This is a genomic window from Rhizobium rosettiformans W3 (assembly GCF_004912135.1).
GTDB classification, from domain to species: domain Bacteria; phylum Pseudomonadota; class Alphaproteobacteria; order Rhizobiales; family Rhizobiaceae; genus Allorhizobium; species Allorhizobium rosettiformans.
In genome coordinates this window covers 351,661-366,807 of sequence record NZ_STGU01000002.1, presented here as the reverse complement: position 1 = coordinate 366,807, position 15,147 = coordinate 351,661, and the positions used below count along the sequence as shown (strand labels likewise).

At 61.1% G+C, this 15,147-nt stretch carries 15 protein-coding genes; 9 read left to right on the top strand and 6 right to left on the bottom strand.

The features are described from left to right. The first annotated feature begins 30 nt into the window (after positions 1-30). A complete protein-coding gene (locus tag FAA86_RS05135) occupies positions 31-1,533 on the top strand; it encodes an AMP nucleosidase (protein ID WP_136538671.1) in 1,503 nt (500 codons plus the stop codon). Positions 1,534-1,572: 39 nt separating this feature from the next. Here the strand turns inward: FAA86_RS05135 and FAA86_RS05130 are convergent, their stop codons facing one another. Beyond that, entirely contained in the window at positions 1,573-2,676 is a 1,104-nt protein-coding gene (locus FAA86_RS05130; protein WP_136538669.1) for an aldo/keto reductase, read from the bottom strand. A 98-nt stretch (positions 2,677-2,774) separates the two neighbouring features. On the opposite strand from FAA86_RS05130, the gene FAA86_RS05125 reads away from it, so the two are divergent. Beyond that, a complete protein-coding gene (locus FAA86_RS05125) occupies positions 2,775-3,659 on the top strand; it encodes a LysR family transcriptional regulator (protein WP_136538667.1) in 885 nt (294 codons plus the stop codon). A gap of 50 nt (positions 3,660-3,709) precedes the next feature. On the opposite strand, the gene FAA86_RS05120 is transcribed toward FAA86_RS05125, so the two are convergent. Continuing rightward, entirely contained in the window at positions 3,710-4,669 is a 960-nt protein-coding gene (locus tag FAA86_RS05120; protein WP_136538665.1) for a lysylphosphatidylglycerol synthase domain-containing protein, read from the bottom strand. Positions 4,670-4,752: 83 nt separating this feature from the next. Between FAA86_RS05120 and FAA86_RS05115 the strand changes: the two genes are divergently transcribed. Next, the gene (locus tag FAA86_RS05115) at positions 4,753-5,766 is read left to right on the top strand and encodes a glycosyltransferase family 2 protein (protein ID WP_246035004.1); all 1,014 of its coding nucleotides are present in this window, start codon (positions 4,753-4,755) and stop codon (positions 5,764-5,766) included. Between the two features lie 2 nt (positions 5,767-5,768). Further along, positions 5,769-7,268 (top strand): ArnT family glycosyltransferase, encoded by a 1,500-nt coding sequence (locus tag FAA86_RS05110; RefSeq protein ID WP_136538663.1) that lies wholly within the window; start codon positions 5,769-5,771, stop codon positions 7,266-7,268. On the opposite strand, the gene FAA86_RS05105 is transcribed toward FAA86_RS05110, so the two are convergent. Further along, positions 7,265-7,738: an OsmC family protein gene (locus tag FAA86_RS05105; RefSeq protein WP_136538661.1), complete on the bottom strand. Its 474-nt coding sequence runs from the start codon at positions 7,736-7,738 to the stop codon at positions 7,265-7,267. The genes FAA86_RS05110 and FAA86_RS05105 overlap by 4 nt on opposite strands. A gap of 153 nt (positions 7,739-7,891) precedes the next feature. Between FAA86_RS05105 and FAA86_RS05100 the strand changes: the two genes are divergently transcribed. The 3 genes from FAA86_RS05100 (at position 7,892) to FAA86_RS05090 (ending at position 9,644) form a co-directional block, all read left to right on the top strand. Next, positions 7,892-8,488, top strand: a complete 597-nt coding sequence (locus tag FAA86_RS05100) for a PadR family transcriptional regulator (protein WP_136538659.1) — start codon at positions 7,892-7,894, stop codon at positions 8,486-8,488. Positions 8,489-8,490: 2 nt separating this feature from the next. Then, the gene (locus FAA86_RS05095) at positions 8,491-8,778 is read left to right on the top strand and encodes a DUF2218 domain-containing protein (RefSeq protein WP_136538657.1); all 288 of its coding nucleotides are present in this window, start codon (positions 8,491-8,493) and stop codon (positions 8,776-8,778) included. A 92-nt stretch (positions 8,779-8,870) separates the two neighbouring features. Continuing rightward, positions 8,871-9,644, top strand: a complete 774-nt coding sequence (locus tag FAA86_RS05090) for an SDR family NAD(P)-dependent oxidoreductase (protein WP_136538655.1) — start codon at positions 8,871-8,873, stop codon at positions 9,642-9,644. Between the two features lie 21 nt (positions 9,645-9,665). Here the strand turns inward: FAA86_RS05090 and FAA86_RS05085 are convergent, their stop codons facing one another. The 3 genes from FAA86_RS05085 to FAA86_RS05075 form a co-directional block, all read right to left on the bottom strand. Continuing rightward, positions 9,666-10,031: a type II toxin-antitoxin system VapC family toxin gene (locus FAA86_RS05085; RefSeq protein ID WP_136538653.1), complete on the bottom strand. Its 366-nt coding sequence runs from the start codon at positions 10,029-10,031 to the stop codon at positions 9,666-9,668. Beyond that, complete coding sequence (locus FAA86_RS05080) at positions 10,025-10,243, bottom strand: ribbon-helix-helix domain-containing protein (protein ID WP_136538651.1); 219 nt, start codon at positions 10,241-10,243, stop codon at positions 10,025-10,027. Before FAA86_RS05080 ends, FAA86_RS05085 begins: the two co-directional genes overlap by 7 nt. Before the next feature lie 64 nt (positions 10,244-10,307). Continuing rightward, the gene (locus FAA86_RS05075; protein ID WP_136538649.1) at positions 10,308-11,681 is read right to left on the bottom strand and encodes an aspartate aminotransferase family protein; all 1,374 of its coding nucleotides are present in this window, start codon (positions 11,679-11,681) and stop codon (positions 10,308-10,310) included. 192 nt (positions 11,682-11,873) lie between these two features. Here FAA86_RS05075 and FAA86_RS05070 point away from each other — a divergent pair, with 192 nt between their 5' ends. Beyond that, the gene (locus tag FAA86_RS05070) at positions 11,874-13,232 is read left to right on the top strand and encodes a glutamine synthetase family protein (protein WP_136538648.1); all 1,359 of its coding nucleotides are present in this window, start codon (positions 11,874-11,876) and stop codon (positions 13,230-13,232) included. 258 nt (positions 13,233-13,490) lie between these two features. Beyond that, positions 13,491-15,089 carry a peptide ABC transporter substrate-binding protein gene (locus tag FAA86_RS05065; protein WP_136538647.1) on the top strand — a complete coding sequence of 533 codons (1,599 nt, stop codon included), beginning with the start codon at positions 13,491-13,493 and terminating at the stop codon, positions 15,087-15,089. The last annotated feature ends 58 nt before the right edge of the window (positions 15,090-15,147 follow it).

Genomic DNA, 15,147 nt, shown 5'->3' with positions numbered 1-15,147 from the left:
CTTGTCAAGTTTCGTTTCCTATAATGCGTCATGAACACACGAATCTTGTCCCCAGCACCGCAGAACTCCATCAGCCCCGAGCCTTTCCAGCCGCAGGTGTTTACCGACGCCACAGCCGCGGTTGACGCTCTGACCGAGCTTTATGATCGCAACACCACTTTCCTGATCGACGCCTTTTCGGCGCTCGCCAAGGGCGGCGCGATCGAAGGGCGATACCGCGCCTTCTATCCGCAGGTGAGCATCGAAACGACGAGCTTCGGTCATGTCGACAGCCGCCTTTCCTACGGTCACGTCACCTCACCCGGTATCTACACCACGACGATCACCCGCCCGCAGCTCTTCCGCCATTATCTGAAGGAACAGCTCGCGCTTCTGATGCGCAATCACCAGGTGCCGATCACGGTTTCCGAATCCTCGACCCCGATACCGCTGCATTTCGCCTTCGCGGAAGGCGCTCATGTGGAAGCCTCGGCCGGCGGCCTCGTCGACATGCAGCTGCGCGACATCTTCGATACGCCTGACCTCACGGTCACGGATGACGAGATTGCTAATGGCGAATACGAGCCCCTGCCCGGAGAACCGCATCCGCTCGCCCCGTTCACGGCGCAGCGCATCGACTATTCGCTGGCGCGCCTGTCGCACTACACGGCAACGGGCGCCAATCATTTCCAGAACTTCGTGCTGTTCACGAACTACCAGTTCTACGTGGACGAGTTCTGCGCCTATGCCCGCAAGCTGATGGCCGAAGGCGGCAGCGAATACACGGCCTTCGTTGAGCCCGGCAATATCCTGACACCGTCGGGCCATTCCGAGCCGACCGAAGGTGTGGCGCTCGGCCGCCTGCCGCAAATGCCGGCCTATCATCTGAAGAAGAAGGGCCATGGCGGCATCACCATGGTCAATATCGGCGTCGGACCATCAAATGCCAAGACGATTACCGACCACATCGCGGTGCTGCGGCCGCATGCCTGGCTGATGCTCGGCCATTGCGCCGGGCTTCGCAACAGCCAGCGGCTCGGCGACTACGTGCTGGCGCATGCCTATATGCGCGAAGACCATGTTCTCGACGACGACCTGCCCGTCTGGGTGCCGATCCCGGCGCTCTCGGAAGTGCAGCTGGCGCTCGAAGATGCGGTCGAGGAGATCACTGGCTACGAAGGTTTCGAGCTCAAGCGCATCATGCGCACCGGCACGGTCGCGACCATCGACAACCGCAACTGGGAACTGCGCGACCAGCGCGGTCCGGTCAAGCGGCTTTCCCAGGCCCGCGCCATCGCGCTCGACATGGAGTCGGCCACGATCGCCGCCAACGGCTTCCGCTTCCGCGTGCCCTATGGAACGCTGCTCTGCGTTTCCGACAAGCCGCTGCATGGCGAATTGAAGCTGCCGGGCATGGCGACGGCCTTCTACAAGACCCAGGTCAGCCAGCATCTGCAGATCGGCATCCGGGCGCTGGAAAAGCTCGGCGCCATGCCGACCGAGGCGCTGCATTCGCGCAAACTTCGAAGCTTCTTCGAGACGGCGTTTCAATGACAAGATCAAGCGGGCGGCCCATAAGCCGCCCGCTTTCGTTCAGGCCCCTTGCCAGGAAGTCACTCTGGCCCCCCCGAAGAGAGCTTCGGAGGGCATCTTGAAGATGAAGTAGGGATTGAGCAGCGGCAGCGCGCTCACCTCATCGAGCCTGAGCAGTTGATCCGCGTCGAGGATGATGTCGAGCGAGGCCATGTTCTGGGTCAATTGCTCGACGCGGCTGGCACCCACAAGTACCGATGAGACCCCCTTGCGTCCGGTGACCCAGGCAAGCGCGACTTCCGCCGGAGACCGGCCGAGTTCAGCGGCCACCTCCTTCACCACATCGACGATCGCGAAATTGCGCGCGGTGAACAGCATGCCGCCATAGGGGTTATCCCCGTTCAGCCGGCCGTCACTTTCGCTCTCGGCGCTCTTCGCACCGCTGTCGGGCAGTTCTGTTGGCCGGTTTGCGTGCTCCAGCATACGGCGGTCGTATTTGCCGGTAAGCAGACCGAAAGCCAGCGGGCTCCAGGGCACGAGGCCCATGCCGAATTCGGCTGCCGCCGGCAAGATTTCCAGTTCGACGCCACGCTCGATCAGCGAATGGCCGTATTGCAGACCGATCGGGGCCGGCAGGCCATGGGCGGCCGCGAGCGTCGCCACCTTTGCGACATACCAGGCGGGTGTGTTGGAGAAGCCATAATGCAGGATCTTGCCGGCGCGCACGGCCCGGGTGAGCGTTTCCAGAACGTCTTCCGCCGGCGTCACCTGATCCCAGACATGCATCCAGTACATGTCGATGTAATCGGTCTTCAGCCGCGTCAACGAGCCCTCGATGCCCAGCCGGATATTCTTGGCTCCGTTGCCGCCCCAGAGCGGCGTGCCCTGGCCACGGGGAAACCCGGATTTGGTTGCAATGACCAGACGGTCGCGCAGACCGCTGTCGACAACGAACCGACCCAGCATTTCTTCGCTGTGCCCTCCGGAATAGATGTCGGCTGTATCGAGAAAATTACCTCCGGCCGCGACATAGGTATCGAACAGCTCTCTCGATACCTTCTCCCCTGCACCCCAACGCTCGGCGCCGAAGGTCATGGTCCCCAGAGCCAGCGGACTAACGATCAGGCCCGAACGACCCAGCGTGCGAAAATCTCTAAGGTTCATGTTGAAGCTCCATGGTTTGCGTTCACCAAGAGATAAACCGGCATCCCCGTGAGGATTACCGCTTGCCGATCGCACGTGCTTGTGAACAAAATTCAGGAATGGAACGCAACGACCTCAACGATCTGCTTGCCTTCGCCACGGTGGCCCAGGAACGCAGCTTTACGCGCGCCGCTGCGAAGCTCGGCATTTCGGCCTCCGCGCTCAGCCACGCCATGCGCAATCTCGAGGCGCGGCTCGATGTGCGACTGCTGGCCCGGACCACGCGCAGCGTCGCGCCCACCGAAGCCGGTGCGCGATTGCTGGATACGGTCTCTCCTGCACTCGCCCATATCGATGAGGGCCTGGCGGCTCTCGCGCATTGGCGCGAACGTGTCTCCGGCAAGGTGAAGATCACCGCGTCCACCTATGCGGCGCAGACGATCCTACTCCGCAAGCTTCCGGCATTCCTGCTGGCTCATCCGGATGTGCATGTCGAGATCAATGTCGAAGACGGTCTCACCGACATCGTGGCGGCGGGCTTCGATGCGGGTATCAGATTTCACATGTCAGTCGATAAGGACATGATCGCCATCCCCGTCGGCCCCGCCTTGAGAGCTGTCATCGTGGGCACGCCGAGTTATTTCGACCGGTACCCGCAGCCGCGCGTGCCGTCAGATCTGCATGATCATGTCTGCGTTGGTTTCCGGTTGAAATCCGGCGCCATTATGCCCTGGGATCTGGAGGAAGCCGGCCGCGAATTTCAGATCCGACCGACCGTCCAGTTCGTCGCCAATGACGGTCCTCTGATGGCCGCGGCCGTCCGCGCCGGTGCGGCACTCGGCTATATGATGGAAGAGGAAGTCGTTGAGGAGATCGCCGATGGTCGCCTGATCCAGGTGCTGGATCGATGGTGCGTGCCCTTTCCCGGTCTCCACCTTTACCACCCCAGCCGACGCCAATCTCCGCCGGCGCTGCGCGCGCTGATATCGGCATTGCGAGAGTGATCGAAACACGAAACAGACTCGAATGCGAGGTTACAACTGCGAATTCACGGTCATAACTTTTTCGACGGCGCAATCAGGACGGCGAGCCCGGTCCCCACGAAGGCCGATATCAGGATCAGAAGGTGGGCGTTGACGGCCGCCTTGCCGATCTGAGCCAGGGCAGCAGAAGAAGCATCGGCGCCGAAGGACAGGGTCCCGGCGACGATGCCGGCGGGATAGGTGCCGACGCCGCCCGGCGCATGCACCGGTAGCACCGACGAGAGTTCGCCGCCGAGCGCCCCGCCGAAGCTTGCGGCGATCGGCGCCACGTCCATCAGGCGCAGCACCCAGGCCAGGACCACGACCTTCACACCCCAGTTGAGAAGCGTCGCGCCCCAGGCACGCAGGAAGGCGACAGGGCTTGCCGGCAATCCGTTTTCGATTTCGTCGACCAGGGTCTGCAGACGTTTCGGCAGGCGGGCAGAAAGCTTCAGGATTGGCCCCTTCAGAGCAAAAATCGGGATCGGCGCCAGCAGGAAGGCGAGCCAGAGAAGAAGCGCTGGGAGGGCCCAGTCTTTGCCGATGACGAGACCGATGCCGGCGGCGGCCAGCAGCGCATGGAGGTCCAGGAGGCGCATGACCAGCAGGGCAGCCGTTGCGCGCGCAAGGGGCATGCCGAACTCCGAGCGCATCAGAAGCGGAAAGCTGGCCTCGCCCGAGCGCAGCGGCAGCATGATGTTGAGAAGGTTGTGAACGAGCGTCAGTCTCAGCAGGCGACGGAACCGGCCTTCAGTTTCGCGCGGAAAATAATCCGCGACGCGCCAGCAGCGCACGACATAGGTTGCGACCAGCAGGATCAGCGCGGTCAAAAGCGGCGCGATGCCGATCGCAGACAGCTCGGAGGCCAGGGCACGGATGCCGAAGGCCACCTCAAGAAAAGCCACATAGGCGATCAGTGTCGCGGCGGTCACGAGCCACATGCGATTGCGGTGGAACCACCGCTCCTGGCTGGCATCCTGATTCGATTTCATATAGTCGTGCACCCACACTTGGTCCCGGCCGCCTTAGCACGAATTGCCAAGGCGGGACCATCGGGTCGACATGGAGTTTATGCGTGAGTGCTGTGATCGAAACCGGCCTGGAAACCGTCCCAGGGATAGAAGCTCCAGAGCTCTCCCTCGTGGTGCCGATCTTCAATGAAGAAGAAAGTGTCGGCCCGCTGATCGAGCGGGTCATGGACGCCATGGCGGCCTATGCCGGCGCCTGGGAACTGGTGCTGGTGGATGACGGCAGCGCCGATCGGACCCTTTTGACCGCTCGCGGCTATCTCAGCCGCCCGGGCCTTGATCTCAAGATCGTCGAACTGCAGCGGAATTTCGGCCAGACGGCTGCCATGCAGGCGGGCATCGACACGGCTCGCGGCCGCTTGATCGCCACACTCGACGGCGACCTGCAGAATGATCCGAAGGACATCCCGACAATGGTCCAGGCGCTGGAAGAGCGCGAGCTCGACCTACTCGTCGGCTGGCGCAAGAACCGCAAGGATGGTCTCGTCCTGCGCAAGATCCCGTCCTGGTGCGCCAACTATCTGATCGGCCGCATCACGGGCGTCAAATTGCACGACTATGGCTGCAGCCTGAAGATCTACCGCGCCTCGGTCATCAAGCAGGTCAAGCTGATGGGTGAGATGCACCGCTTCATCCCCGCCTGGGTCGCGAGCGTCGTGCCAAGCTCACGCATCGGCGAGATGGAAGTGACCCATCATGCCCGCCAGCACGGGACATCGAAATATGGCATCTCCCGCACATTCCGCGTGATCCTCGATCTGCTCTCGGTCATGTTCTTCATGCGCTACAAGGCGCGGCCGGGGCACTTCTTTGGCTCTCTCGGTCTCGGCACCGGTTTCTTGAGCGCGCTTATTCTTGCGTGGCTCTTCATCGAAAAGGTCATCTTCGGCGAGGACATCGGCGGCCGACCGCTGCTGATCCTCGGCTTCATGCTCTTTTTGTCGTCCGTTCAGCTGATCACCACCGGCATTCTCGCCGAGATGATCGCTCGGACCTATTACCGCGATGATGCCCAGCCCAACTACATCGTGCGGACGGTGTTTCGGAACGGTTCTGCCTGACCATGATCACACGACTGAAGAACGGTCCAAGCCTCGTCTTCTGGATCCTCGGCGGATACTTTTTGACGCAACTTTGCGTTCGATTGCTGATCCCGCATTCGCTCGAACTCGATGAATCGGCGCAGGTGTTTTATGCCCAATGGCCGGCCTTCGGCTATGACACGCAGCCGCCATTCTACAACTGGGTGCAGACGGCCCTCTTCCAGGTGCTGGGCACCCATCTTTTCGCTCTGGCATTCCTGAAGAACGTCATTCTCTTCCTGACCTACCTGTTCCTCGGTCTCGCCGCGATGCGCATGGTCCGGTCAAAGGAACTGGCGGTGGTTGCCGTTCTGGGGCTTCTCACTTTCCCGCAGCTCGTATTCGAATCGCAACGTGACCTGACCCACAGCGTGGCGGCCGTGTTCGCTTCGGCGCTGTTCATTTATGCGCTCATCCGGACGCTCGACACGCCATCTTGGTACAGTTACGCGCTGCTCGGATTTGCCACCGGGATCGGTCTGATCTCGAAATACAATTTCGCCCTGCTGCCGGCGGCAGCTTTCCTCGCGGTTGTCATCGATCCCGAATTCCGCAAGAGACTGTTCGACCTTCGCATTCTTGTTGCTGCCATCGTTGGTCTTCTCGTGATCCTCCCCCATGCATTGTGGCTGCTCGACCATCTGGATCTCGCAACGCAGGGAACGATCAATAAGCTCGAAGGCCAGGATGTCACCAGCAAGTGGGCGCAAGTCGCACTCGGAACGATCTCGCTGGCTGGTGCCTTGATCGGTTTCGCCGGTCTCACTTTCCTGACATTCCTTCTGCTTTACCCCCGTAGCCTCTCGCAGACGATCCGGAGAAACAACCGGTGGAGCCTGCTCCTTGGCCGCATCATGCTCTGCGCTCTTGCATTGCTTCTGGTGCTCATTCTGGTCAGCGATAGCACCAACATCAAAGACCGCTGGCTGTCTCCGATCTTTCTGATCCTGCCTCTATATCTGGCGACCAAGCTGGATCAGCTCGATATAGAGATTGAGCCCTACCTCTCTCGGATGTGGTCGCTCGCGAAGGTCATCCTGATCTGCATGCCCCTGGTCATGCTCGTTCGCATACCCGCGCATGGCTGGTTCGGTGACTATACGAAGCTCAATACCGACTATGGTGCCGCGCTGTCGGAGATCCTGCAGCGGGTCGAAGAACAGCCCATGGCGATCCTGGCGTCAGACGTCCATCTGGCGGGCAATCTCCGCATCCTTCGTCCGGATCTGCCCGTGTTCATCGCTGGCTATTCCCAATTGATGGGGGACACACGCATTTCGACATCCACACCTCTCCTGGTCGTCTGGCGCGTCGGGAAGACTGAGGACATGCCTGGTTCCCTCGGCAAGTGGATTGAACGGATTGGCGTGCCCCGTCCCTACACATCAGGCAAGGTGAGCGTTCCCTACAACTTCGGACGACCTGGTGATGCGTCCACCTTCGGCTATGCATTGGTCCGGATCGATCCAGCCGCCGGCTAGGCCTCCACAATCTCCGCCTTGCACCGCACCGGGAAATTCACGGAATTGGCGATGAAGCATTTTTCATGTGCGTCGCTATGCAGTTCGAGCGCGAGATCCGGGAAGGTTCCGCGCTTGATCGTGACGCGGGGCTTCAGCAGCACGTCGATGAAGCGGCCCGTGCCGTCTGCGTCCATCTCCATGACGCCTTCCGCGTGATCCTCGTAGGCCGTCACGATGACGCCGGAGACGGCACAGAAATGCAGGTACCAGAGCTTGTGACAGGCCGAGAGGGAGGCAAGGAAGAGGTCTTCCGGGTTCCAGCGTGCCGGATCGCCGCGAAAGGCCGGATCGGAAGACGCGAGAATGTCCGGCTTGCCGTCGGCCGATATGATGTGGTCGCGGCCGTAATCGCGGTAGCCAGAGGTCCCTGTTCCGGCATTTCCCTGCCATGTGACGGTCACCCGGTATTCATGCCGCTTCTCGCCCATCGGCGCTGCCCCTCATCCTGACGAATCCGCAATCATCATAGGTGGCCGATACGAAGGCGCAAAGCGCGTCGGCCTGTGAATTTTTCCGATTTCGCTCTTGCAGTGATAACTCTAAGATATATCTTAGATGCAATTCCAACGGAGATGATTTCCATGAGACACTGCCACCAGAGCCGCGGCGAGCGCGGAAATCCCTTCTTCGCCTTTCGTGAAGCCATGCATGCCATGCGCCACCGCGGCGCCTTTGGCGGGCCTATGCAGGGCGGCCCGCGCGGGCGCGGCGGCGAGCGCCGGCGCATGTTCGAAGGCGGCGAACTGCGGCTCGTGCTGCTGAAGCTCATCGAGGACCAGCCGCGGCACGGCTATGACCTGATCCGCGAGATCGAGAGCCTTTCGGGTGGGGCCTATGCCCCCTCGCCCGGTGTGGTCTATCCGACCATGACGCTGCTGCTCGACATGGGGCTCGCGGAAGAGGTCGATAGCGAAGGTCCGCGCAAGCTGATGTCGATCACCGAAGCCGGGCGCCAGCATCTGGCCGAGCGCGCCCACGAGGTCGCCATCGCGATCGGCCGCCTGACGGCTCTTGCCAAGGTCAGCGAACGGACGGACGCGGCGCCGGTCCGCCGCGCCATGGGCAACCTGAAGCAGGCGCTGCACGACTGTCTGTCCCGCGAGGGCGTTACCCGCGAGACCCAACTGGAAGTCGCCCGCATCCTCGACGAAGCGGTCGGCAAGATCGAAAGGCTCTGACCATGGCAAAAGCAATCGCAGTCGTCCCGACCGACAGCGGCTGGAAATATCTGCAGCAGCTCTGCAAGCATTGGGCGCACAAGCTGGAGGTGGAACTGACCGACCAGAAGGGCGTCGTGAAATTCGCCGAGGCGACGGCCGTGATGACCTCGGAGGAGCATGCTCTTACGGTCGAAATCGAGGCTCAGTCAGACGAGGTGCTGGAGCGGATGAAGGGCGTGGTCTCGAGCCATCTCGACCGCTTTGCCTTCCGCGAGGCGCCGCTTCCCTTCGACTGGAAATCGGCCTGATCCGCCCCAGTTAGATCTCACAGGCCAGGAGCGGCCTTGCCAAATGCCGGCAAGGCCGCTCTAAGCTTGTCTGACAACAGGAGGACCAGGCCATGACAACACTCACAATCCCCGATCTCGCCGGAAAGGCCGTGCTGATCACCGGCGCATCGAGCGGCATCGGCGAGGCTCTCGCCCGGGCCTTCGCAGCCCAGGGTGCTCTTGTCGGTCTGCACTACAATTCCAACGCCGAAGCCGCTCACGCGATTGCCCGCGATATCGAGGCGGCGGGCGGCAGCGTTGTCTTGGTCAAGGCGGATGCCACATCCTCAGAGGCAATGGCCGGGGCGGTCAACCATGTGGCCAAGACCTTCGGGCGCCTCGACGGCGTCATCAACAATGCCGGCAGCATGATCGCGCGCGTGCTCTACGAAGAGATGACCGATGCCCATTACGACAAGGTAATGGATGTGAACGCCCGCTCCGTGCTTGCCACCAGCCAAGCGGCAGTCGCCCATCTGAAAGCGCATGGCGGCTTCATCATCAACACCACGTCCGTTGCAGCCCGGACGGGCGGCACGGCGGGTTCGGGCGTCTATGGCTCATCGAAGGCCTTTGTCGGCGCGGTGACAAAGGGCATGGCGCTGGAATTCGGCAAGCACAACATCCGCGTCAATGCGGTGGCGCCCGGCTTCATCACCACGCCTTTCCAGGAGAAATATGCCCTGCCGGGTCAGCTCGATCAGGTTGCCGGCAGCGTGCCGCTGAAGCGTACAGGCACGCCAGCCGATTGCGTCGGCGCATACCTTTTCCTCGCCTCGCCCATGCTGTCGGGCTACATCACCGGCCAGACGATCGACGTGAATGGTGGGCAGTTCATGCCGTGAGGGCTTTGGGCCGGCGGCGTATCAAAGTACATAAGGTACGATGATATCGGGATGCTGACGCGGAAAGCCTTTGGTGTCGCGCGTCAGCAAGCTAAGGCCGTTCACCTTAGCGGTAGCCCAGACCACCGCGTCAGGTAATTTGAGTCTATGGGCCTTCCGTATGACAACGGCCTGCTCGGCAACGTTTTCGTCAAGGCCGATGAGTTCAAATCCTTTCAGAAAATCTTGGGTAGCGTTAGTGAGGGCGGCGGGCGTGCCGACCATGACTTCCATCCAGGTGATGATGCTGACTGCCCGCTGTGGATAATTGCTCAGCACGTCCCGTGCGGCTGGAACGCCCTTCAGCATGTCGATCACGATATTCGTGTCGAAAAGCACCTTCACCATTCGGCACGAAGTTTACGCTGAATGACCAAGCCGTCTTCGACCTCAGATCCAGCCCACAGTCCGAAACCGTTCATAACAACATCGTCCTTGTGTCGGTCCAGCAGGTCACCCACGGCTTCCCTGATTAATGAAGCACGCGATACCTGCTTTTCGGCAGCGATCCTGTCCAAGGCTTCAATGTCAGCATCTGGGATGTTCACCAATGTGCGCATGCCATCCTCCGAGTGATATCACACGTATATATCACCATACGGTGCAGGGCACCAGACATGCCCCTCACCCCTCGCCGCGATTGTCCTTCAGCCAGTCCAGACCATTGCGCAGTGTATCCACCGCCTGGTCGATCTGCGACCGTTCGATGATCAGCGGCGGGGAGAAGAGCATGCGGTCGCCGGTGGCGCGCAGCACCACACCGGCGTCGACACACTGGTTGCGCACGGCGGTGCCGGTATCGTCAGGCTTCTTGAAGCGGCGGCGGGTCGCCTTGTCGGCGGTGATCTGGACGGCGCCCATCAGGCCGACGCTGACGGCTTCGCCGACCAGCTCATGATCGCTGAGCGAGGCCAGTGCCTGGGCGAGATAGGGACCGGTGTCATCGCGGACGCGCTCGACCAGGCCTTCTTCCTCGATGATGCGGATGTTCTCGAGTGCAGCGGCGGCTGCCACCGGGTGACCGGAATAGGTGTAGCCGTGGTAGAAGTCGCCGAGCTCGTTGACCATGACCTCGGCCACCCGGTCAGACACCAGCACGCCGCCGATCGGCAGGTAGCCGGACGACAGCCCCTTGGCGATCGGCGCGAGATCCGGCTCGAAATCGTAGTGCTGATGGCCGAACCACGAGCCGAGACGGCCGAAGCCGGAAATCACCTCGTCGGCAACGAGCAGGATCTGGTACTTGGCGCAGATGCGCTTGATTTCCGGCCAGTAGGTGGACGGCGGCACGATCACGCCGCCTGCCCCCTGGATCGGCTCCGCGACGAAGGCTGCGACATTTTCCTCGCCGAGTTCGAGGATCTTCTCCTCGAGTTCTCGAGCGACCTTGATGCCGAAATCCTCCGGCGAGAGATCGCCGCCCTCGGCATACCAGTAGGGCTGGTTGATGTGGTGAATGCCTTCGATCGGCAGGTTGCCCTGCTCATGCATCCATTTCATGCCACCGAGCGAGGCGCCGGCGACGGTGGAGCCATGATAGGCGTTCTTGCGGGCGATCACCTGCGTCTTGGTCTCGTGACCCAGCGCCTTCCAATAGACGCGCGCCATGCGGAACCAGGTGTCTGAGGCTTCCGAGCCGGAATTGGAGAAGAAGACGCGGTTGAGCTTCGGCCCGGTCTTTTCGGCGATCTTCTGGGCAAGCAGCGTGGTCGGCGGCGTCGTGGTGCCGAAGAAGGTGTTGTAATAGGGCAGTTCCAGCATCTGGGCATGCACGACATCGGCAATCGATTTACGGCCATAGCCGACATTGACGCACCAGAGTCCCGCAAAAGCATCGAGATACTGCTTGCCCGTCGCATCCCAGATATGCACGCCTTCCGCCCGGGTGATGATCTTGGTGCCGGCCGCGTTCAGCTTCTTCATGTCCGAGAAGGGGTGAAGATGATGGGCAGCGTCGATGGCACCGAGGTTGGAGACGGCGGTTACTGGCTTGTTCATGGGTCGGATCCTCGATCGGGGCGGAAGCCGTTGGTTTCACGGCCAAACATGGTCCGTGTGACGGTCTTGCCCCGCATTGAAAGGCGGAACATTATCGGCTACGAACATGACCGTCCAAAACGCGTTTGGCAAGGCACCGATTGCCGCGTTCCTCCGGCCAAATCCGCCCCGAAAGCCAACGAGAGTTTCTCCATGACAGCATCGACCGAGGCCGCCGATCAGACCGCAGCCGACCCTTCCGCACGCATAGAGGTGCTGCTTGTCGGCATGAATGGCGACCTGCGCGGCAAGATGATTCCGCTGAAAGCCGAGGAGAAGGTCTGGAAGAATACCGTGCGTCTGCCGGCCTCGACCCAGTCTCTCGACATCTGGGGCGATGACAATGACGACATCACCAAGATCTCGCTGACGCTGGGGGATCCCGATGGCATCTGTACGCCGGACAAGAATTCGCTGACGACGCTCCCCTGGGGGCCAGCCGGCTCCAAGCAGGTGCTTGCCACCATGCATACGCTTGATGGTGAGCCGCATTACGTCTGCCCGCGCGCGATCCTGGCCAATGTGCTGAAGCGTTTCGAGGCCAAAGGCCTCACGCCTGTCGTCGCCACCGAACTCGAATTCTACGTCATGGAGCCGGAATTCCGCGACACCGGCGTGCCGATGCCGCCGAAGGCGCTTGTCATGAATGGCGAAGTCGAGGGCTACCAGCTCTATGACATGCGCGCGACCGCCGCGATGGAAGACTTCCTTGAGACCGTCCGCGAATACTGCGACCACATGGGTCTGCCGGCGGATGCGACGACCGCCGAATTCGGCCCCGGCCAGTTCGAGGTCAATCTCTTGCACAAGCCGGATGCGATGGCCGCTGCCGACGATTGCATTTATCTGAAGCGCGTCGTCGATTTCGCCGCCCGCCGCCACGGCTTCAAGGCCACCTGCATGGCCAAGCCCTACGGCGACCACGCCGGATCCGGGCTGCATGTGCATGCCTCAATCATCGACAAGGACGGGAAGAACATCCTCGACGCCAAGGGCGGCGATCCGGTGAAGCTGAAGTCGATCACCGCTGGCATGCTGAAGAGCATGCAGGATGCGCAACTGATCTTCGCGCCCTTTGCCAATTCCTATCGCCGCTTTCAGCCGGGCTCCTTTGCGCCCGACAAGATCGACTGGGGTTTCGGCAATCGCGGTACGGCTGTCCGTATCCCCGACAAGGACGGCCCCGCCGCCCGTATCGAACACCGTGTGGCCGGTGCGGACGCCAATCCGCATCTGCTGCTCGCCGCCATCCTCGGGGGCATCCTGCTTGGCCTCGACGAGGATCTCGATCCAGGTCCGGTGACGACGCCGGACAGCGCGCCTGAAAACCCTGACATGCTGACCTACGACTTCCTGACCGCCGTCGAGCGCTTCCGCGCCTCGGCTTTCATCAAGGACATCTTCGGGGCTGAGTATCAGCGGATCTATGGGGACACCAAGCGCAAGGAGGCCATGGCCTATCTGCGTACCGTGTCGAGCTTCGATTACCAGACCTATCTGCCGCGGATCTGACGCCGCTTCTGGACCCCGTTATGACGAGAGCCCCTGCAGGGACGGCGCTTCAGCCGTCCCTGTCGCATTTTGCACAGAATTGGGCGCGATAATTTTATTTCGTCATAAAACGGTCATGCGAAATCTTCGTGCCAAGTCACAGGCCATCCCCCAAATTTCCACCTCAAAAATGGGGTAGCCGTAAAAAATGCGGGTTGTCACGCCATCAGGAATACTCTTCTGTCCCTTCCGTTAACGTGAACTGGGAGTTCCAAACGAATGTCTATCCAGACGCGCCGGCTGCTCGGCACCTCTCTTCTCCTCACCTCCTTGATGTTTGGCGCGAGCCAGGCGCTGGCTGAAGTCGTGCTTCATCGCGGCAATTCCGGCGAGCCGCAGACGCTCGATCAGGCCAATACCTCGATTGATATCGAGGCCTTCATTCTGAAGGATCTCTACGAGGGTCTGACCATCTATGATGCCAAGGGCGAGATTGTCCCGGGTGCGGCCGAAAGCTGGACCATTTCTGACGACGGCACGGTCTACACCTTCAAGATCCGCGAAAACGCCAAGTGGTCAGACGGCTCGCCGGTAACGGCTGAAGACTTCGTCTACTCGATCCAGCGCGTCCAGAACCCGGAAACCGCTGCCAAATACGCCAACATCCTTTACCCGATCAAGAACGCCGAAAAGGCCAACAAGGGTGAAGCGAAGCTGGAAGAAATCGGCGCGAAAGCCGTTGACGCCAAGACGCTCGAGATCACGCTTGAGCGCCCGACCCCCTTCTTCCTCGAACTGCTGGCCCACCAGACCGCCCTTCCCGTCTCCAAGGCAAGCGTCGAAAAGAACGGCAAGGACTTCGTGAAGCCCGGCGTGATGGTCTCGAACGGCGCCTACAAACTCGAAAGCCATGTACCGAACGACAACCTCGTCGTCGTGAAGAACGAGAACCACTGGGATGCCGCCAACACCCAGATCGACAAGGTCGTCTTCTACCCGATCGACGATCAGGCCGCTTCGGTCCGTCGTTTCGAAGCGAAGGAAATGGACCTCGTCTACAACTTCTCGGCCGACCAGATCGACCGCCTGAAGGAAAGCTATGGCGAACAGGTCCGCGTTTCGCCGTCGGCTTCGACCTATTACTACGTCTTCGACACCCGTCAGGAGCCCTATAGCGACGTGCGCGTCCGCCAGGCCCTGTCTATGGCCGTCGATCGCGACTTCCTGGCCGAGGAGATCTACTCCGGTGCACAGCTGCCGACCTACTCCCTCGTTCCCGATGGTCTCGGTGGCTATGCTGCAGCCAAGGCCGACTTCGCCGAGATGTCGCAGCTCGACCGCGAAGACAAGGCAATCGAACTGATGAAGGAAGCCGGGTACGGTGAAGGCGGCAAGCCGCTCAACATCGAGATCCGCTACAACACCAACCCGAACCACGAGCGCGTGGCGACGGCTGTTGCCGACATGTGGAAGAACACCTTCGGCGCGAATGTCACCATGACCAACCTCGACGTGGCCTCGCACTATGCCTATCTGCAGGAAGGCGGCGCCTTCAACGTCGCGCGTGCCGGCTGGGTTGCCGACTACGCCGATGCGGAAAACTTCCTGGCGCTGAACGTTTCGACCAACACCTCGTTCAACTACGGCAAGTACAACAATCCGGAGTTCGACGCGCTGATGGCAAAGTCCTACACCGAAGGCGATGCCGACGCCCGCAAGAAGATTCTGCATGATGCCGAAGTCATCCTGATGCGTGATCAGCCGATCGCTCCGCTGATGAGCACGGCGAACCTGTGGCTGGTCTCCGACCGCGTCAGCGGCTGGCAGGACAATGCTGCCAACGAGCATCTCAGCCGCTTCCTTCGCGTCGCTGAATAATCTCGTCACGTGACCGGACGACGCACGGTTCAAGCCGCGCGTCGTCCATTCAGGAGCA

Bases quoted from the DNA above. Each gene is read 5' to 3' on its own strand.
- FAA86_RS05135 (WP_136538671.1), top strand. From the start codon at position 31: ATGAACACACGAATCTTGTCCCCAGCACCGCAGAACTCCATCAGCCCC.
- FAA86_RS05130 (WP_136538669.1), bottom strand. From the start codon at position 2,676: ATGAACCTTAGAGATTTTCGCACGCTGGGTCGTTCGGGCCTGATCGTT.
- FAA86_RS05125 (WP_136538667.1), top strand. From the start codon at position 2,775: ATGGAACGCAACGACCTCAACGATCTGCTTGCCTTCGCCACGGTGGCC.
- FAA86_RS05120 (WP_136538665.1), bottom strand. From the start codon at position 4,669: ATGAAATCGAATCAGGATGCCAGCCAGGAGCGGTGGTTCCACCGCAAT.
- FAA86_RS05110 (WP_136538663.1), top strand. From the start codon at position 5,769: ATGATCACACGACTGAAGAACGGTCCAAGCCTCGTCTTCTGGATCCTC.
- FAA86_RS05105 (WP_136538661.1), bottom strand. From the start codon at position 7,738: ATGGGCGAGAAGCGGCATGAATACCGGGTGACCGTCACATGGCAGGGA.
- FAA86_RS05100 (WP_136538659.1), top strand. From the start codon at position 7,892: ATGAGACACTGCCACCAGAGCCGCGGCGAGCGCGGAAATCCCTTCTTC.
- FAA86_RS05095 (WP_136538657.1), top strand. From the start codon at position 8,491: ATGGCAAAAGCAATCGCAGTCGTCCCGACCGACAGCGGCTGGAAATAT.
- FAA86_RS05090 (WP_136538655.1), top strand. From the start codon at position 8,871: ATGACAACACTCACAATCCCCGATCTCGCCGGAAAGGCCGTGCTGATC.
- FAA86_RS05085 (WP_136538653.1), bottom strand. From the start codon at position 10,031: ATGGTGAAGGTGCTTTTCGACACGAATATCGTGATCGACATGCTGAAG.
- FAA86_RS05080 (WP_136538651.1), bottom strand. From the start codon at position 10,243: ATGCGCACATTGGTGAACATCCCAGATGCTGACATTGAAGCCTTGGAC.
- FAA86_RS05075 (WP_136538649.1), bottom strand. From the start codon at position 11,681: ATGAACAAGCCAGTAACCGCCGTCTCCAACCTCGGTGCCATCGACGCT.
- FAA86_RS05070 (WP_136538648.1), top strand. From the start codon at position 11,874: ATGACAGCATCGACCGAGGCCGCCGATCAGACCGCAGCCGACCCTTCC.
- FAA86_RS05065 (WP_136538647.1), top strand. From the start codon at position 13,491: ATGTCTATCCAGACGCGCCGGCTGCTCGGCACCTCTCTTCTCCTCACC.